We start from the raw sequence: 18,355 nt of genomic DNA, 5'->3' as shown, positions 1-18,355 counted from the left end.
GCTACTAATATATTAGTCTAGCAATTGTTCAGGTATGAACCATTCGCGGCGGGAGTTAAGGATATCTTGCGCACTCATTGCTTTTTTACCTGGTGGCTGTAGCTGAGTAATATTTAATATCCCATTGCCAGTTGCCACATTGATGCCTTTTTTATCAGCACTGATGATAGTGCCTGGGGGCTGATTATGTGCTTGAGCGATGACTTCTGCTTGCCATACTTTGATTAATTGCTCTTGAACCATGAAATAGCTCATTGGCCAAGGATTAAAGGCACGAATACAGCGTTCAATGTGTTCAGCGGGTAGTTGCCAATCAATTCGCGCTTCATCTTTAGATAATTTTTCAGCGTAATTAGCGAGTGAATCGTCTTGTTTTTCTGGGGAACAATGCCCTGAAGAGAGTAAATCAACTGTATGAATAAGTGCTTTAGGCCCTGTAATCGCCAGCTTTTCATATAAAGTTGCACTCGTATCCTCAGCAGTAATCGGGCAAGTGGCTTTATATAACATATCTCCGGTATCAAGACCGGCATCCATCTGCATGATAGTAACACCAGTTTCATGGTCGCCTGCCCAAATAGATCGTTGAATTGGGGCGGCACCTCTCCAGCGTGGTAACAATGAACCATGGACATTCAAACAGCCTAAACGGGGAATATCCAAAACTGCTTGTGGCAGGATCAAACCATAAGCAACGACAATCATCAGATCAGCATTTTGATCTTTGATCCACTGTTGATTGTCTGAATCACGTAAAGTAACAGGCTGGAAAACCGGTATTCCATGCTCTTCCGCAAGGATCTTTACTGGGCTAGGTGTTAGTTTTTTGCCTCTACCTGCAGGTTTATCATGACGAGTTAATACACCAACAACATTATGATTGGTTTCTAACAATGCGGCCAAATGTTTAGCTGCGAAATCAGGCGTACCTGCAAAAATAATTCTTAATGGTTCTGACACGATCCTTTCCCATTTATAGTAATAAAGAATAGCTTCTTATTAAATCAACGATTTTTAGCTTCTTTAGCTTCTTTAGCTCTTAGTCTATCAAGTTTTTCTACTTTCTGGCGGATACGCTGACGCTTCAACGGTGATAAGTAATCAACGAACAGTTTTCCAACTAAATGGTCCATTTCATGTTGAATACAGATAGCCAGTAGACCATCAGCTTCAAGTTCAAATGATGCACCATTATAATCAAGAGCACGAACTTTCACTTTCTCCGCTCTTGGTACAAATCCTAGCTGTTCAGGGACTGATAGGCAGCCTTCTTCTATACCTGTTTCGCCTTCTTTATTAAGAAGTTCAGGATTGATAAGTACAAGGCGCTCGTTACGTGATTCAGAAACGTCAATAACGATGATACGCTGGTGGATATCCACTTGCGTTGCTGCGAGCCCAATACCTTCTTCGTCATACATCGTATCGAACATATCATCAATAATACGCTGGATAGATGCATCAACTTTTTCAACTGGTTTTGCAACGGTGCGAAGGCGCTCGTCTGGATAATGTAACACGTTTAAGACTGACATAAATTTTTCGAGTAGTTTCCAAAATTTGAAAGGTAATTACCGTCTATTCTAGACATTTATCAGTCATATTGACAGTATTGGTTATGATTTGTTCGTTTCCAAATGTGCTAACTTATCTGTCAGGAAGACAAAATGAATGAACAGGAAATATGGCTAAGACTTTCGCAAGTTAGCCGAGTTGGGATAAAAACAGCGCCAAAGATAGTATCTCTATTAAAACAAGTGGATAAAATAAATCATACAGTCTTAAAAGCCTGTGGGTTGAATGAAATGCAGCGATTGCAATTCCTAAATGTCTCTCTAAAGCGAATTGAGTCAACTCTAAAATGGTTAGAAGTCAAAGAAAACCAATTAATTACATTTTTAGATGTGCAATATCCTTTTTTATTAAAGCAGATATATAACCCACCTTTATTGCTTTTTGTGTCGGGACGAAGTGAATTATTATCTGAAAAACAAATTGCCATCATAGGAAGTCGGCAAGTCACTGAATATGGTAAAAAATGGACAGAAGCATTTGTTAGAAAATTTATCGATTATAATTTGGTGATCACTAGCGGCTTAGCATTAGGTATTGATGGTATCAGTCATAGAACCGCGATAGAAAACCAAGGGAAAACAGTCGCAGTATTAGGAAGTGGGCTTTCCCATATCTACCCGAAACAACACTTTGATTTAGCTGAACGAATTAGGTCTGAAGGGGTATTAGTTTCAGAGTATTTGCCTGATGCTCCTCCATTAGCAAAACAGTTTCCTCGAAGAAACCGTATCATTAGTGGGCTAAGCAAAGCGATATTGGTTATTGAAGCTGGTATGAAAAGTGGGTCGTTGATTACAGCCCGATATGCAATTGAACAAAATCGGGAGCTATTTACACTACCAGCGCCATTAGGTAACTCAGCATTTAGCGGTAATCATTGGTTGATACAGCAAGGGGCATACCTGCTGGTCGAGCCGGAGGACATATTACTACATCTGGAATGTTCACCAAATTGGATACAATCGGAATTACAGATTGAAACCTCTGTGAAGCCAGAGTTAAATCTGACAGAAAGTCGGATTTTAAGTATGGTAGGATACCAATCGACCCCTATAGATATCATCGCTGCTGAATTACAGTTACCTATAACTCAAGTGATCTCAGTCTTAACTGAATTAGAGATCAATGGCGTGATTATATCAGTGGCTGGTGGGTATATCAGAGTAAACTAGTCGTTGAAGATCAGAGTGGATTAAACAGAAATATGTCGAAGCAATTGCCTTTTGATACAGATAAAAATGAATACTGTCCTGAATGTAACTCTTTGCTGGTTATTCGTAACGGAGCTCATGGGCCTTTTTTAGCATGCTCTGGTTACCCTCAATGTCATTATATTAAGCCATTAAGAGCAGTTGCTGAGACTCACATTGTCAAAGTATTGGAAGGTCAAAGCTGTCCTAAATGCGGGTATGATTTGGTATTAAAACAAGGGCGTTTTGGGATGTTTATTGGCTGTAGCCACTATCCTGAATGTGAACATACAGAACTCATCGATAAACCGGATGAAACTAAGGTTCCTTGTCCTCAATGCCAAACAGGCAATTTGCTACAAAGAAAATCCCGTTTCGGTAAAACTTTTTATGCTTGCGATAACTATCCTAACTGTCAGTTTATCCTGAATAATAAGCCTGTAGTGGGAAAATGTCAGTCTTGTGAATACCCATTACTTATGGAAAAAAAGGTTGGACAGGGAGTAAGATTGTTCTGTGCGAGCAAACGCTGCGGTAAGTTACAAGAATAATTATGAGTTAAAACTATGCAAAATCAATCTACACCTGCAATTAAAAATATCATTGAAGCACTGAAACAACAACAAGTTATCGCATATCCAACAGAGGCCGTTTTTGGCTTAGGCTGTGATCCTGATAGTGAAGCTGCAGTAAATAAATTACTTGAATTGAAGCAGCGCCCTTGGGAAAAAGGGTTAATTTTGATTGCTGATAATTATGAACAGCTCAAAAGTTATGTCGATGACAGTAAACTTAATGAACAACAGCGCCAAGCGATGTTTTCAACATGGCCAGGGCCTGTGACTTGGGTGATCCCTGCTAAGAAAACGACCCCAAAATGGCTAACTGGTCAGTTTGATACTTTAGCTGTTCGTGTCACAAATCATGAATTAGTGAAAGCCCTTTGCAGCGAATATGGCAAACCAATCGTGTCAACGAGTGCAAACTTGAGTGGATTAGAGCCGTGTCGAACTACAGAAGAAGTGATTGAGCAGTTTAAAGAAATGATCCCTGTTCTTGATGGGGTTGTTGGTGGAAGATTAAATCCATCAGAAATTCGGGATGTCATGACTGGGCAATTATATCGTAAAGGATAATGATTAATGGGAATGTTTGCAGTTTTTGGTAACCCGATTCAGCACAGTAAATCACCTTCAATACATCAAATGTTTGCCAAACAGACAGGCATTGATCTTGAATACCAGAAAATACTTTCACCTGTTGAAGATTTCGAAGCCTATTTATCAGATTTCTTCGAAAAAGGCGGGCAGGGTGCAAACATTACATTGCCGTTTAAAGAAAGGGCTTTTCAATTTGTCTCAGAGTTGACTGAGAGAGCTCAGACCTGTGGTGCTGTAAACACGATTAGAAAGCTCGATAATCACCGCTTATTGGGTGACAATACTGATGGTGTGGGGTTGTTGCTTGATTTACAGCGCCTTGGGTTTATCTCGCCGTCAAGCAAAATATTGGTTATTGGAGCTGGTGGCGCAACTCGTGGCGCTCTATTGCCTTTACTTGAATACGGCTGTGATATTACGTTGACTAACCGAACCTTTATAAAAGCAGAATCTTTAGCCCACCAATTTTCGGTTATTGGAAAAATACAGAGTAGACCAATGGATCAGCTTACTTCAGTAGAATTTGATCTGATCATTAATGGTACTTCTTCAGGAGTGACTGGTGAGATTCCTAAAATCAGCCCTGAACTATTTTCTCAACAGACCGCATGCTATGACATGTTTTATCAACGAGGTTTAACACCTTTTTTGTCATTTGCTAAGCAGTATCAAGTGAATAAGCTAGCTGATGGCTTAGGTATGCTGGTTGGGCAAGCTGCATTTGCCTTTAAACTTTGGCATGGGGTGATACCTGAGATTGAACCAGTATTAAAAGAGTTAAAAAAGGAACTTGAATAATGAATCAGGCGATTCAATTTCCAGATAGGGAAGAGTGGGACTTGGCTATTAATAAGGTACGTTTCCCTGTTTTAGTCAATGGACTACTTTCAGAGTGCGTTGTTTCACAATCCCTACTAATCAAACGATATGGCCAGAATGAAACGCCACTGGCGCTTTTTCAACATTATCGTTGGGATATAGAAGAAGAGCTCGAGGCCTTGATTGAACAAGGACTCGATAATGAAAATGGCTTCTATGAATTGCTGGACGATAAATAATTATTTTTCCACTCAACATAATTATTAGCTGAATAACGTAAATGACTAAGTTCAGCTTCGGTGAGTTTTCGAATCGCTTTGGCTGGACTTCCCATATATAAGTAACCGGACTCTAGCCTTTTTCCCTGAGTGACGAGGCTGTTAGCACCGATCACGACATCATCTTCAATAATAGCCCCATCTATCACGATAGCTCCCATACCGACGAGAACCCGATTACCTATCGTGCATCCGTGCAGCATGACTTTATGTCCAACAGTGACATCTTCCCCAATGATTAATGGATTTCCATCAGGATTGCTGGTGGACTTATGGGTGACATGTAGCACGGAGCCATCCTGAATATTTGTTCGTGCACCTATAGAGATATAATTCACATCACCACGTAGGACTGATAGTGGCCAGATGCTGACATCTTCGGCCAAGCGAACATCTCCAATGACTACAGAAGATGGATCAATAAAAACATTTGCAGCAACAGAAGGGAAGGTTTCTAAATAAGGTCTTAAAAATGTATTCATATTCGTAGCCATAAAACGTAGATGGATATAAAGGTAGCTATAAGGAAGCTCTTAATTAAGAATCAAATAATTAAGAGGGGGCAGTAAGAATAGAATTATACGACAAAACAGCTGTTTTTATAACCATAGTGATAGTAAAAAAAGCATAATGATGAAATTATCTGCAAACGATATTTTTTTTAAAAAAAAAGGTTGTGTAATTTTTCGAGCTCCCTATAATGCGCATCCGTTGTCACGACAAACCGGTTCGAAGAAAACCTCGAAGCCCCGTGATAACAGAGGTGAAGAAAGAAAATAGTTGAAAATAATCGCTTGACTTTCTAAATAAAAAACGTAGTATACGACACCTCGCGACAACGACCTAAAGTCGAAAATCGAAAGATTAAGTCGCACCGCTCTTTAACAATTTATCAGACAATCTGTGTGGGCACTCACAGGACACTATCAAAAAAATATTTGATTTTAAGTCTTGAAGAGTGACTAACACGTTAATTCATATATATGAACTAATAGGTAATTTGGTTTCTTCGGAAATCAAACGACAGTAACATTCTTTGAGCATCAAGCTTTTTAATTGAAGAGTTTGATCATGGCTCAGATTGAACGCTGGCGGCAGGCCTAACACATGCAAGTCGAGCGGTAACAGGGGAAGCTTGCTTCTCGCTGACGAGCGGCGGACGGGTGAGTAATGTATGGGGATCTGCCCGATAGAGGGGGATAACTACTGGAAACGGTAGCTAATACCGCATAATCTCTCAGGAGCAAAGCAGGGGAACTTCGGTCCTTGCGCTATCGGATGAACCCATATGGGATTAGCTAGTTGGTGAGGTAATGGCTCACCAAGGCGACGATCCCTAGCTGGTCTGAGAGGATGATCAGCCACACTGGGACTGAGACACGGCCCAGACTCCTACGGGAGGCAGCAGTGGGGAATATTGCACAATGGGCGCAAGCCTGATGCAGCCATGCCGCGTGTATGAAGAAGGCCTTAGGGTTGTAAAGTACTTTCAGTTGGGAGGAAGGCGTTGATGCTAATATCATCAACGATTGACGTTACCAACAGAAGAAGCACCGGCTAACTCCGTGCCAGCAGCCGCGGTAATACGGAGGGTGCAAGCGTTAATCGGAATTACTGGGCGTAAAGCGCACGCAGGCGGTTGATTAAGTTAGATGTGAAATCCCCGGGCTTAACCTGGGAATGGCATCTAAAACTGGTCAGCTAGAGTCTTGTAGAGGGGGGTAGAATTCCATGTGTAGCGGTGAAATGCGTAGAGATGTGGAGGAATACCGGTGGCGAAGGCGGCCCCCTGGACAAAGACTGACGCTCAGGTGCGAAAGCGTGGGGAGCAAACAGGATTAGATACCCTGGTAGTCCACGCTGTAAACGATGTCGATTTGGAGGTTGTTCCCTTGAGGAGTGGCTTCCGGAGCTAACGCGTTAAATCGACCGCCTGGGGAGTACGGCCGCAAGGTTAAAACTCAAATGAATTGACGGGGGCCCGCACAAGCGGTGGAGCATGTGGTTTAATTCGATGCAACGCGAAGAACCTTACCTACTCTTGACATCCAGAGAATTTAGCAGAGATGCTTTAGTGCCTTCGGGAACTCTGAGACAGGTGCTGCATGGCTGTCGTCAGCTCGTGTTGTGAAATGTTGGGTTAAGTCCCGCAACGAGCGCAACCCTTATCCTTTGTTGCCAGCACGTAATGGTGGGAACTCAAAGGAGACTGCCGGTGATAAACCGGAGGAAGGTGGGGATGACGTCAAGTCATCATGGCCCTTACGAGTAGGGCTACACACGTGCTACAATGGCGTATACAAAGAGAAGCGACCTCGCGAGAGCAAGCGGAACTCATAAAGTACGTCGTAGTCCGGATTGGAGTCTGCAACTCGACTCCATGAAGTCGGAATCGCTAGTAATCGTAGATCAGAATGCTACGGTGAATACGTTCCCGGGCCTTGTACACACCGCCCGTCACACCATGGGAGTGGGTTGCAAAAGAAGTAGGTAGCTTAACCTTCGGGAGGGCGCTTACCACTTTGTGATTCATGACTGGGGTGAAGTCGTAACAAGGTAACCGTAGGGGAACCTGCGGTTGGATCACCTCCTTACCATTGAAGTGTTTTTGTGAAGTGCTCACACAGATTGTCTGATAGAAAGTAGAGCAATAGGCTATACGTGGGAGAGCTATTCGAAAGAATGGGTCTTACACGAGATATGCAACAAAGTAATTTGTGCAGTATTTCGTGTCCCCTTCGTCTAGAGGCCTAGGACACCGCCCTTTCACGGCGGTAACAGGGGTTCGAATCCCCTAGGGGACGCCAATTGCGCCGATATCGAGTGAAAGACGATGTCCCCAATAATGATTAAGCCAATTACCTTGTAGTTGGTTTAACAATTATGCTCTTTAACAATCTGGAACAAGCTGAAAATTGAAAACAACGCACATTGTTTATCGCTTAAACAATGTGAGAGTCTCTCAAAAATCTCAACTTGAAGGTTTCATCAAAACGAACCGCAAGTGGCATGAGCGAGCAATCAGCAATTCAAGGCGGACAGCGCACAGCTAGCGCAACGTACATAAGTACGTGAGCATAGCGAGCACTGCCCAACACAGAATTGATGTCTGCGCAGCCATGACGCCGAAGCTCGTCTGATACGAAACATCTTCGGGTTGTGAGGTTAAGCGACTAAGCGTACACGGTGGATGCCTAGGCAATCAGAGGCGATGAAGGACGTGCTAATCTGCGAAAAGCGTCGGTAAGGTGATATGAACCGTTATAACCGACGATATCCGAATGGGGAAACCCAGTGCAATTCGTTGCACTATCGTTTGATGAATACATAGTCAAACGAGGCGAACCGAGGGAACTGAAACATCTCAGTACCTCGAGGAAAAGAAATCAACCGAGATTCCCCTAGTAGCGGCGAGCGAACGGGGAGCAGCCCAGAGTCTTAATCAGCATTAGCATCAGGAGAACGGTCTGGAAAGGCCGGCAGTAAAGGGTGATAGCCCCGTATCTGAAGATGTTAGTGTTGTGAACTCGACGAGTAGGGCGGGACACGTGTTATCCTGTCTGAATATGGGGGGACCATCCTCCAAGGCTAAATACTCCTGATTGACCGATAGTGAACCAGTACCGTGAGGGAAAGGCGAAAAGAACCCCGGCGAGGGGAGTGAAATAGAACCTGAAACCGTGTACGTACAAGCAGTGGGAGCCTTGATTTATCAGGGTGACTGCGTACCTTTTGTATAATGGGTCAGCGACTTATATTCTGTAGCAAGGTTAACCGTATAGGGGAGCCGTAGGGAAACCGAGTCTTAACTGGGCGAATAAGTTGCAGGGTATAGACCCGAAACCCGGTGATCTAGCCATGGGCAGGTTGAAGGTTGGGTAACACTAACTGGAGGACCGAACCGACTAATGTTGAAAAATTAGCGGATGACTTGTGGCTGGGGGTGAAAGGCCAATCAAACCGGGAGATAGCTGGTTCTCCCCGAAAGCTATTTAGGTAGCGCCTCGTGAACTCATCTTCGGGGGTAGAGCACTGTTTCGACTAGGGGGTCATCCCGACTTACCAACTCGATGCAAACTACGAATACCGAAGAATGTTATCACGGGAGACACACGGCGGGTGCTAACGTTCGTCGTGAAGAGGGAAACAACCCAGACCGCCAGCTAAGGTCCCAAAGTCATAGTTAAGTGGGAAACGAAGTGGGAAGGCTCAGACAGCCAGGATGTTGGCTTAGAAGCAGCCATCATTTAAAGAAAGCGTAATAGCTCACTGGTCGAGTCGGCCTGCGCGGAAGATGTAACGGGGCTAAACTATGCACCGAAGCTGCGGCAGCGATATGTAAATATTGTTGGGTAGGGGAGCGTTCTGTAAGCCTGTGAAGGTGTGCTGTGAGGCATGCTGGAGGTATCAGAAGTGCGAATGCTGACATAAGTAACGATAATGCGGGTGAAAAACCCGCACGCCGGAAGACCAAGGGTTCCTGTCCAACGTTAATCGGGGCAGGGTGAGTCGACCCCTAAGGCGAGGCAGAAATGCGTAGTCGATGGGCAACGGGTTAATATTCCCGTACTGGTGATAATTGCGATGGGGGGACGGAGAAGGTTAGGCTGGCCGGGCGACGGTTGTCCCGGTTTAAGGATGTAGGCAGGTGAATTAGGCAAATCCGGTTCACTATATGCTGAGGTCTGATGACGAGTCACTACGGTGGCGAAGTAGCTTATACCCCGCTTCCAGGAAAAGCCTCTAAGCTCTAGATTATCATTAATCGTACCCCAAACCGACACAGGTGGTCAGGTAGAGAATACTCAGGCGCTTGAGAGAACTCGGGTGAAGGAACTAGGCAAAATGGTGCCGTAACTTCGGGAGAAGGCACGCTGGCATTAGGTGAAATGGTTTACCCATGGAGCTGAAGCCAGTCGCAGATACCAGCTGGCTGCAACTGTTTATTAAAAACACAGCACTGTGCAAACACGAAAGTGGACGTATACGGTGTGACGCCTGCCCGGTGCTGGAAGGTTAATTGATGGGGTTATCCGTAAGGAGAAGCTCTTGATCGAAGCCCCAGTAAACGGCGGCCGTAACTATAACGGTCCTAAGGTAGCGAAATTCCTTGTCGGGTAAGTTCCGACCTGCACGAATGGCGTAATGATGGCCAGGCTGTCTCCACCCGAGACTCAGTGAAATTGAACTCGCTGTGAAGATGCAGTGTACCCGCGGCAAGACGGAAAGACCCCGTGAACCTTTACTATAGCTTGACACTGAACATTGAGCCTTGATGTGTAGGATAGGTGGGAGGCTTTGAAGCGTGGACGCCAGTCTGCGTGGAGCCAACCTTGAAATACCACCCTTTAATGTTTGATGTTCTAACGTCGCCCCGTTATCCGGGGTGCGGACAGTGTCTGGTGGGTAGTTTGACTGGGGCGGTCTCCTCCCAAAGAGTAACGGAGGAGCACGAAGGTTGGCTAAGCATGGTCGGACATCATGCGGTTAGTGCAAAGGCATAAGCCAGCTTGACTGCGAGAGTGACAGCTCGAGCAGGTACGAAAGTAGGTCTTAGTGATCCGGTGGTTCTGAATGGAAGGGCCATCGCTCAACGGATAAAAGGTACTCCGGGGATAACAGGCTGATACCGCCCAAGAGTTCATATCGACGGCGGTGTTTGGCACCTCGATGTCGGCTCATCACATCCTGGGGCTGAAGTAGGTCCCAAGGGTACGGCTGTTCGCCGTTTAAAGTGGTACGCGAGCTGGGTTTAGAACGTCGTGAGACAGTTCGGTCCCTATCTGCCGTGGGCGTTGGAAGATTGAAAGGGGCTGCTCCTAGTACGAGAGGACCGGAGTGGACGCACCACTGGTGTTCGGGTTGTCATGCCAATGGCATTGCCCGGTAGCTAAGTGCGGAAGAGATAACCGCTGAAAGCATCTAAGCGGGAAACTTGCCTTGAGATGAGTCTTCCCTGACTCTTTAAGGGTCCTAAAGGAACGTTTAAGACTAAGACGTTGATAGGTTGGGTGTGTAAGCGTAGCGATACGTTGAGCTAACCAATACTAATGAACCGTGAGGCTTAACCTGACAACACCGAAGGTGTTTTAGAGATTGAGAGATTAAGTTGATTCAATAGCGAGTGAGAAGCCGAAAGGTGAAGGACACAGCAGCTTGTTCAGGATTGATATTCTGGTTTAAGAAAAAACTTAAACGGGAATAAACAGAATTTGTCTGGCGGCAATAGCGCGGTGGTCCCACCTGACCCCATGCCGAACTCAGTAGTGAAACGCCGTAGCGCCGATGGTAGTGTGGGGTCTCCCCATGTGAGAGTAGGGAACTGCCAGACATTAATTTAAAGCTTATTGCGAAGCGATAAGTTGCCGAAAGGCAAAAGAATAAGTGGAGCGGTAGTTCAGTTGGTTAGAATACCTGCCTGTCACGCAGGGGGTCGCGGGTTCGAGTCCCGTCCGTTCCGCCACTTAATTTAGGGGCGTAGTTCAATTGGTAGAGCACCGGTCTCCAAAACCGGGTGTTGGGAGTTCGAGTCTCTCCGCCCCTGCCAGTTACCAATTAAGTAATAATAAAAGAAGTATCTATTGATAACCCGATTATATTAATCGGGTTTTTCTTTTTCCAGCCCTTAAATTTTTTCCTAACTGTAAGATTTCTTAGCATTTATCCTATCTACCTATCTACCTATCTACCTATCTACCTATCTACCTATCTACCTATCTACCTATCTACCTATCTACCTATCTTTAAATATCCCATCTAAGCGATAACTTTTTATAATAAAAAAGGGCGATAGTTCGCCCTGTTTTTGAATTCTCTAATGTCTATTGGGTGTTTGGTATTGGAGTTTTAATAAGTTGATTAATTAGAACTTGCTGATCATTTTTTTTCAGCCAAATTGCATATAAAGGCTTAGTAATAACGTTATTTGAGAGTGTTTTTAACGTTGGATAATGTTGGAGCCAATGTGTTGGTAAAAATGCCGCTGAAAGCGATACAGGCAATAATTGACGCGTAATTTCTGCGGACGTCGTAATCATTACAGGGGAATCATCTTGAAGTAGCGTTGGTTCATTCTTGGGATGAAAATCAGCTCCCCATTCTAACTTGATAAAATTATATTGGGTAAGGGCTATGTTCTTTTGGGAGGCCATTAATTGAAGTTGAATAGAACCAATGATGGTACTTTCAAATTCATCCATTTTTGGTGGTTCGATCGCTATCAGTAAGTCTAGCTCTCTAGAATGTAGTTGTTTTACGAGTGATTGACGTGTGGATACGCGGGCTTCTAATCGTAGTTCATCATGCTGGCTATATAGAACCTCCAACCAGCCAGTGAGATAACTTTCCCATAATGATGAAGTAGCTCCAATGGACAGTTCTGTATGTTGGGATGCGTGTGTTATCTCTTTTTTGGCTTGAAGCCATGTATTCATTAGAGATTCAGCATAGGGAACTAAACGTTCTCCAGCAGCAGTTAAACGAATATTATTACGGTGTCGTGTGAATAGGCTTGTGCCTAATTGTGTTTCTAACTGTCTGATACGAAAGCTAACGGCAGACTGGGTTAAGTAGAGAGATTCTGCGGCTCTGCCGAAGTGTCTGGTTCTACTGACTTCTAAAAAAGTTCTTAATAACTCGCTGTCCACACGTATCTCCAATAATTTTTGTCGTGATGATTCAAATGTTTTGTTTTACAGATTGTCAATGCTGTCTAATACTCCGCGCCATATAGAGTTGACCGTAATCAGTTAGGAGTGTGTCAGATGGCAGATAGCTTCATCACGACTAATCGTTTTTTTGATAATAAACATTACCCACGTGGCTTTTCTCGTCATGGTGATTTCACCATCAAAGAAGCTCAGTTGCTAGAACGTCATGGTCAAGCTTTCAATGAGCTTGATACAGGAAAACGCGCAGCGCAAACAGAAGAAGAAAAATTATTCGTCGCTGTTTGCCGTGGAGAGCGCGAGCCTACAACCCTTGAAGAAAAGGTATGGGTGAAATATTCTAGCAGAATTAATCGTCCGAAGCGCTTCCACACACTATCAGGTGGTAAGCCACAGATAGATCCATCAGAAGACTATACCGATACGGATGATTAATTTCATTAGTATTAAAACAGTATAAGCATTAAAACAAATAGGGACTTAGGTCCCTTTTGTTGTTTATGTCTAATCATTAACTTTTGCCTTAATTCCTTCAGCTTACTTGTTTTTGCAAATGAAGCAATAACTTATCCATTGCCCGATACCCTAGTGCCTCTAGTAAATGCTCCCGTTGTATATTCGGTGAATAACTAAGATCTGCAATTGTTCGCGAAACTCTAAGAATCCTGTGCCAAGCGCGGATAGATAGCCCTAGTTTAATAAGTGCATTTTCTAAAAATAGTGCATCTTCGGCAGTCAGTAGACAGGTTTTTGTTGTTTCACTTGCTGTTAGCTGACTATTAATTTTACCAGCTCGATTGATTTGTTGGTTTCTTGCTTCAATAACTCGTAAGCGAATTTGCTTGCTAGTTTCGCCTTGGTGCGTTTGTTGGCTTAAAGTACCTAGAGGGAGTAATGGGATCTCAATAGAGAGATCAAACCTGTCTAAGAATGGCCCTGAAACGCGTGATAAGTATCGTAGTACTTTCGCTGGAGAGGTACGACTCATTTCTCCTTGATAATGCCCTGTGGGACTGGGGTTAAGGGCTGCGATTAATTGGAAGTTAGCAGGGAAACAGATTTTAGCTTTTGCTCTTGAAATGACAATTTGATGAGATTCTAACGGTTCTCGTAAAGAGTCTAATATAGAGCGTGTGAATTCAGGCAATTCATCTAGAAACAATATACCGTGATGGGCGAGGGATATCTCTCCTGGCTTAGGTAATGAACCACCGCCAATCAAAGCGGTCATTGATGTATTGTGGTGAGGGCACCTAAATGGTCGTGTAGGCCACTTATCTATGGTTTCCATGGTTTGGCTAAGGCTATGTAATGCTGTGACTTCCAGTGCTTCTTGAGGCGTTAAGGACGGCAGTAAAGTTATCAATCGGTGGGCCAACATAGTTTTACCTGTACCGGGAGGACCTAGCAGTAATAAATTGTGCCCACCTGCAGCGCTGATTTCTAATGCTCGCTTTCCTTGCTCTTGACCTATGATATCGCGAATATCGTTTTCATGATCAGAGAGATAAGCATGTTGAATAACTTGTTGATTACTCGATAGTGTACTTTTTTGATGCAAGTAATGACAAAGTTCCAGTAAGGATGTGGCAAAACTGACGCTGCTATCAGCTAATAAACTGAGTTGATATTGATTATCTTTCGATAGAATTAATTGCCTGTTTTGGTTTATTGCTGCTTGAGCGGCAGGGATCCCACCGTTGACATAGCGTATATCTCCAGAGAGCGCTAATTCACCAAGAAACTCATGGCGTTCCAACAATTGATCAGGAATTTGTCCAGATGCCGCAAGTATTGCAATCGCAATAGCTAAATCATAACGACCACTTTCCTTAGGTAAATCTGCTGGCGCTAAATTTACCGTCATCTTTTTTACGGGATATTCAAAACCGCTATTAACCATAGCACTCCGCACCCTATCTCGCGCTTCTTTAACTGCAGTTTCTGGTAATCCAACTAGAGTTAATCCTGGTAGTCCATTACTAATATGGGCTTCAACAGTCACAAGTGGAGCGTCTAATCCAATAGATGCTCGAGTGTAAACAATCGCTAATGTCATAAATCACCTCTTTGATTGACTAGCATAATATTCTGTTGTGAATCAGGCGTATTTCTCTATTGTTATTTTGATATTTGCGAAGCAACTCGATAATTAAATTGTTTAATTGCATGGGTGTTTCATTTTTTCTCGATGCACTTTGAAGCCTTTAATTTAGCTAGTTACATTCATTTTGTTTTTTGAATAACAATAGTTTCAACAGCAAATTTGTTAAGTGAGGTTAATTTTTTGGATAGGCTTGATGGCGTACATTTCGCTAAATCAGAGATAGAGAATTGAGCTAAATCATGGGTAAATGTTATTGCTAATCGCTAGGTTTTTGCTTTATTAATAGTTGTTTAGTCTGATTTTATTGTAATTCATTGAATTTAAATGAAATAAAAAACCTGATCATTTAAAAAATAAATAAGAGTTGTCAAAGTAATTTTAAAATGATAGTTCTTTAATAAAGATAACGATTAAAGTTGAAAAGATTAAACACATGAACAAATTCATCCAAGTGATTAGCCTAATTATTAGCGTGGTGGTGATTATTATCCCACCGTGCGGGGCTGCACTTGGACGACGAAGGCTGAAATAATAGCTAAATCTTACGAGAACCCCGCACCGAAAGGCGCGGGGTTTTTTTTGACACAAAATTTATACAAACCAACAAAAACAATAAAAACACAATAAATACAAGCAAATAAACAAAGGCAGATAGGTGATAAACATGAACGGAGCACAGTGGTTAGTTCAAGCATTAAGGACACAAGGCGTTGATACTGTTTTTGGATATCCAGGTGGCGCTATCATGCCTGTTTATGACGCTTTATACGATGGTGGAGTGGAACACTTGCTCTGTCGCCATGAGCAAGGCGCAGTTATCGCCGCCATCGGCTATGCTCGTTCAACAGGAAAAACAGGTGTTTGCATTGCGACTTCTGGTCCTGGAGCAACAAACGTGATTACAGGGCTGGCTGACGCATTGCTCGACTCTGTCCCTGTTGTTGCTATCACAGGGCAGGTAGCATCAGAGTTTATTGGTACAGATGCCTTTCAGGAAATTGATGTTTTAGGGTTATCTTTGGCCTGTACGAAACATAGTTTTTTGGTGGAATCCATAGAGGATTTACCTCGTATTCTTGCTGAAGCTTTCGCAATCGCAAATAGTGGACGTCCCGGACCAGTACTGATTGATATTCCGAAAGATATTCAGCTGCAACATGCAGATTTATCCCCCTATTTAATGCCTGTAAAGCAACAAGACTCGACTTCTGAGGATGCAATCCAACAAGCAAGAACGCTGTTGGAGCAGTCAGAAAAACCGATGTTATACATTGGTGGCGGAGTCGGAATGTCAGGGGCTGTAACTGAATTAAGAGCCTTTATAGAACAGACAAAGATCCCGTCAGTTGTCACCTTGAAAGGTTTAGGCGCAGTACATCCAGCAGATAAAAACTATCTAGGGATGTTGGGGATGCACGGTACAAAAGCGGCCAATATTTCAGTGCAACGCTGTGATTTACTCATCGCAGTTGGTGCTCGCTTTGACGATAGAGTCACCGGTAAATTAAACACTTTTGCTCCGAATGCGAAAGTTATACATATCGATATCGACCACGTTGAATTGGATAAATTACGTCAAACCCATGTCGCTCTATTGGGTGATGCGAAAGCGTTATTACCTCAATTGATGGTGACAAAAAATATCACGAGTTGGCAGAAAGAAATTCAACAGCTCAAGCAGGAGTTTGGTTGGCGTTATGACCACCCTGGTGAACCAATCTACGCCCCATTATTGCTGAAACAACTGTCAGACAAAATGAAACCCAATACCGTTGTCACAACAGACGTTGGTCAACACCAAATGTGGTCTGCCCAACATATTGTTGTTGATGGACCAGAGAATTTTTTAACGTCAAGCGGGTTAGGAACGATGGGTTTTGGGATCCCCGCAGCGGTGGGGGCTCAAGTCGCTCGCCCCGAAGATACTGTTGTTTGTGTATCTGGCGATGGCTCTTTCATGATGAACGTGCAAGAGCTGGGAACGATTAAACGCAAACAGTTACCCGTTAAGATTTTATTGTTAGATAACCAACGATTAGGGATGGTTCGTCAATGGCAAGAGCTGTTTTTTGAGCAACGCTACAGTGAAACCATTTTGACTGACAACCCAGACTTTGTTGCATTAGCGAACGCTTTTGGCATTAAAGGTCGCCGTATTACATGTAAATCAGAAGTGAACGCAGCACTCGATGAGTTACTGACAAGTGAGGGCGCGTTTTTATTACAGGTATCAATTAATGAATTAGAAAATGTCTGGCCATTGGTTCCACCAGGGGCTAGTAACGAAAAAATGATGGAGAAACCGTTATGATGCAGCATCAACTCTCGATATTAGCCCGTTTCCGCCCCGAGGTTTTAGAGCGTATTTTGCGAGTGACTCGCCATCGTGGATTTCGGATTAGTTCTATGAATGTGGATCAATTATCAGATAGTGATAATGTAAGTATCGAACTGACTGTCAGCAGCCAGAGACCGTTGGCACAGTTATGTGCACAATTAACGAAGTTGGCTGACATCACTGAAGTTGAAATAAAACAACAAGAATCGCGACTATTACGCACACAAAGTGCAATGTAAGGAATAGATAAAATGACTAAGAAAGCTGACTTTATTTGGTTTAACGGTGAAATGACGCCATGGGCAGATGCTAAAGTTCATGTGATGTCTCATGCCCTGCATTACGGTACTTCCGTATTTGAAGGTGTCCGTTGCTATGATTCACACAAGGGACCTGTTGTTTTCCGCCATCGTGAACATATGCAGCGTTTACATGATTCTGCGAAAATTTACCGTATGCCAGTCAGCTACAGCGTCGATGAGTTAATGGAAGCTTGTCGTGCAACTTTACGTAAAAATAACTTAGTCAGCGCCTATATTCGCCCATTAGTTTTCATTGGTGATGTGGGCATGGGCGTGAACCCACCGGATGGTTACAGTACTGATGTCATTTTAGCCGCATTCCCATGGGGAGCATATTTAGGTGAAGAAGCATTAGACCAAGGAATTGATGCAATGGTTTCTTCATGGAATCGTGTTGCACCAAATACTATTCCTACTGGTGCTAAAGCCGGTGGTAACTACCTGTCTTCATTACTGGTTGGTAGCGAAGCGCGTCGTCATGGCTACCAAGAAGGTATCGCTCTGGATGTTCATGGTTATCTTTCTGAAGGGGCTGGCGAGAATATCTTTGAAGTGAAAGATGGCATTTTGTATACCCCGCCGTTTACTTCATCTGCCTTACCGGGGATCACCCGCGATGCTATTTTGACATTGGCGAAAGATATGGGGATCGAAGTACGTGAACAAACGCTATCTCGTGAATCTCTGTACTTAGCCGATGAAGTCTTTATGACTGGAACAGCGGCTGAAATCACCCCAGTTCGTAGTGTTGATGGTATCCAAGTTGGTATCGGTCGTTGTGGTCCTGTGACGAAGAAAATTCAGCAAGCATTCTTTGGTTTATTTAACGGTACAACAGAAGACAAATGGGGCTGGTTAGATCCAGTAAACCCTCAGTAACTAAATATTATAATTTACAGGCGGTCGTTCCCCGCCTGTT

15 protein-coding genes, 3 tRNA genes and 3 rRNA genes are annotated in these 18,355 nt (G+C 43.5%); 16 read left to right on the top strand and 5 right to left on the bottom strand.

The window, feature by feature from the left end; translation table 11 throughout:
- Positions 1-12: 12 nt before the first annotated feature.
- Positions 13-960, bottom strand: a complete 948-nt coding sequence (gene fmt, locus LDO73_RS17110; protein WP_224059535.1) for a methionyl-tRNA formyltransferase — start codon at positions 958-960, stop codon at positions 13-15.
- A gap of 44 nt (positions 961-1,004) precedes the next feature.
- Positions 1,005-1,535, bottom strand: coding sequence for a peptide deformylase (gene def / locus LDO73_RS17105; RefSeq protein WP_224059534.1), 531 nt, complete (start codon positions 1,533-1,535; stop codon positions 1,005-1,007).
- 132 nt (positions 1,536-1,667) lie between these two features.
- On the opposite strand from def, the gene dprA reads away from it, so the two are divergent.
- Genes dprA through LDO73_RS17080 form a run of 5 tightly spaced genes read left to right on the top strand, consistent with a single transcriptional unit; the run spans position 1,668 to position 4,983 of the window.
- Positions 1,668-2,747 (top strand): DNA-processing protein DprA, encoded by a 1,080-nt coding sequence (gene dprA, locus LDO73_RS17100; protein ID WP_224059533.1) that lies wholly within the window; start codon positions 1,668-1,670, stop codon positions 2,745-2,747.
- A gap of 32 nt (positions 2,748-2,779) precedes the next feature.
- Positions 2,780-3,316 carry a DNA topoisomerase family protein gene (locus LDO73_RS17095; protein ID WP_224059532.1) on the top strand — a complete coding sequence of 179 codons (537 nt, stop codon included), beginning with the start codon at positions 2,780-2,782 and terminating at the stop codon, positions 3,314-3,316.
- A 15-nt stretch (positions 3,317-3,331) separates the two neighbouring features.
- Positions 3,332-3,901, top strand: coding sequence for an L-threonylcarbamoyladenylate synthase type 1 TsaC (gene tsaC, locus LDO73_RS17090; RefSeq protein WP_224059531.1), 570 nt, complete (start codon positions 3,332-3,334; stop codon positions 3,899-3,901).
- 6 nt (positions 3,902-3,907) lie between these two features.
- On the top strand, positions 3,908-4,723 hold the full coding sequence (gene aroE, locus LDO73_RS17085; protein ID WP_224059530.1) for a shikimate dehydrogenase: 816 nt from the start codon (positions 3,908-3,910) through the stop codon (positions 4,721-4,723).
- On the top strand, positions 4,723-4,983 hold the full coding sequence (locus LDO73_RS17080; RefSeq protein ID WP_224059529.1) for a DUF1488 domain-containing protein: 261 nt from the start codon (positions 4,723-4,725) through the stop codon (positions 4,981-4,983). Before aroE ends, LDO73_RS17080 begins: the two co-directional genes overlap by 1 nt.
- Here the strand turns inward: LDO73_RS17080 and LDO73_RS17075 are convergent.
- Positions 4,959-5,504: a gamma carbonic anhydrase family protein gene (locus tag LDO73_RS17075; protein ID WP_224059528.1), complete on the bottom strand. Its 546-nt coding sequence runs from the start codon at positions 5,502-5,504 to the stop codon at positions 4,959-4,961. The genes LDO73_RS17080 and LDO73_RS17075 overlap by 25 nt on opposite strands.
- A 571-nt stretch (positions 5,505-6,075) precedes the next feature.
- Here LDO73_RS17075 and LDO73_RS17070 point away from each other — a divergent pair.
- The 6 genes from LDO73_RS17070 to LDO73_RS17045 all read left to right on the top strand — a co-directional run bounded on the left by LDO73_RS17070 (position 6,076) and on the right by LDO73_RS17045 (position 11,569).
- A 16S ribosomal RNA gene (locus LDO73_RS17070) occupies positions 6,076-7,616 on the top strand.
- A 137-nt stretch (positions 7,617-7,753) separates the two neighbouring features.
- Positions 7,754-7,829: transfer RNA gene (locus LDO73_RS17065), tRNA-Glu, on the top strand.
- Between the two features lie 356 nt (positions 7,830-8,185).
- Positions 8,186-11,094, top strand: a 23S ribosomal RNA gene (locus LDO73_RS17060).
- Positions 11,095-11,237: 143 nt separating this feature from the next.
- A 5S ribosomal RNA gene (rrf, locus tag LDO73_RS17055) occupies positions 11,238-11,353 on the top strand.
- Together the 16S, 23S and 5S rRNA genes with 3 tRNA genes alongside form the textbook arrangement of a ribosomal RNA operon.
- 55 nt (positions 11,354-11,408) lie before the next feature.
- Positions 11,409-11,485 (top strand) — tRNA-Asp (locus LDO73_RS17050).
- 8 nt (positions 11,486-11,493) lie between these two features.
- A tRNA-Trp gene (locus tag LDO73_RS17045) sits at positions 11,494-11,569 on the top strand.
- 274 nt (positions 11,570-11,843) lie between these two features.
- Here the strand turns inward: LDO73_RS17045 and hdfR are convergent.
- Positions 11,844-12,674 (bottom strand): HTH-type transcriptional regulator HdfR, encoded by an 831-nt coding sequence (hdfR, locus tag LDO73_RS17040; RefSeq protein ID WP_224061215.1) that lies wholly within the window; start codon positions 12,672-12,674, stop codon positions 11,844-11,846.
- A gap of 111 nt (positions 12,675-12,785) precedes the next feature.
- Here hdfR and LDO73_RS17035 point away from each other — a divergent pair, with 111 nt between their 5' ends.
- Complete coding sequence (locus LDO73_RS17035) at positions 12,786-13,124, top strand: DUF413 domain-containing protein (protein ID WP_036948772.1); 339 nt, start codon at positions 12,786-12,788, stop codon at positions 13,122-13,124.
- A 97-nt stretch (positions 13,125-13,221) separates the two neighbouring features.
- Here LDO73_RS17035 and LDO73_RS17030 read toward each other — a convergent pair whose 3' ends face one another.
- On the bottom strand, positions 13,222-14,748 hold the full coding sequence (locus LDO73_RS17030) for a YifB family Mg chelatase-like AAA ATPase (RefSeq protein ID WP_224059527.1): 1,527 nt from the start codon (positions 14,746-14,748) through the stop codon (positions 13,222-13,224).
- 481 nt (positions 14,749-15,229) lie between these two features.
- Between LDO73_RS17030 and ilvL the strand changes: the two genes are divergently transcribed.
- The 4 genes from ilvL to LDO73_RS17010 all read left to right on the top strand — a co-directional run bounded on the left by ilvL (position 15,230) and on the right by LDO73_RS17010 (position 18,315).
- Positions 15,230-15,328, top strand: coding sequence for an ilv operon leader peptide (gene ilvL / locus LDO73_RS17025; RefSeq protein WP_112837475.1), 99 nt, complete (start codon positions 15,230-15,232; stop codon positions 15,326-15,328).
- Positions 15,329-15,460: 132 nt separating this feature from the next.
- Complete coding sequence (gene ilvG, locus LDO73_RS17020) at positions 15,461-17,107, top strand: acetolactate synthase 2 catalytic subunit (RefSeq protein WP_224059526.1); 1,647 nt, start codon at positions 15,461-15,463, stop codon at positions 17,105-17,107.
- Entirely contained in the window at positions 17,104-17,373 is a 270-nt protein-coding gene (gene ilvM, locus LDO73_RS17015; RefSeq protein WP_036948778.1) for an acetolactate synthase 2 small subunit, read from the top strand. The genes ilvG and ilvM overlap by 4 nt, the downstream gene beginning before the upstream one ends.
- A 12-nt stretch (positions 17,374-17,385) precedes the next feature.
- Positions 17,386-18,315: a branched-chain amino acid transaminase gene (locus LDO73_RS17010; RefSeq protein ID WP_006658220.1), complete on the top strand. Its 930-nt coding sequence runs from the start codon at positions 17,386-17,388 to the stop codon at positions 18,313-18,315.
- The last annotated feature ends 40 nt before the right edge of the window (positions 18,316-18,355 follow it).

It is taken from the genome of Providencia alcalifaciens, from assembly GCF_915403165.1.
Classification (GTDB): domain Bacteria; phylum Pseudomonadota; class Gammaproteobacteria; order Enterobacterales; family Enterobacteriaceae; genus Providencia; species Providencia alcalifaciens_C.
Note: the sequence above shows the minus strand (reverse complement) of the source record. Positions and strands in the feature narration are given on the sequence as shown.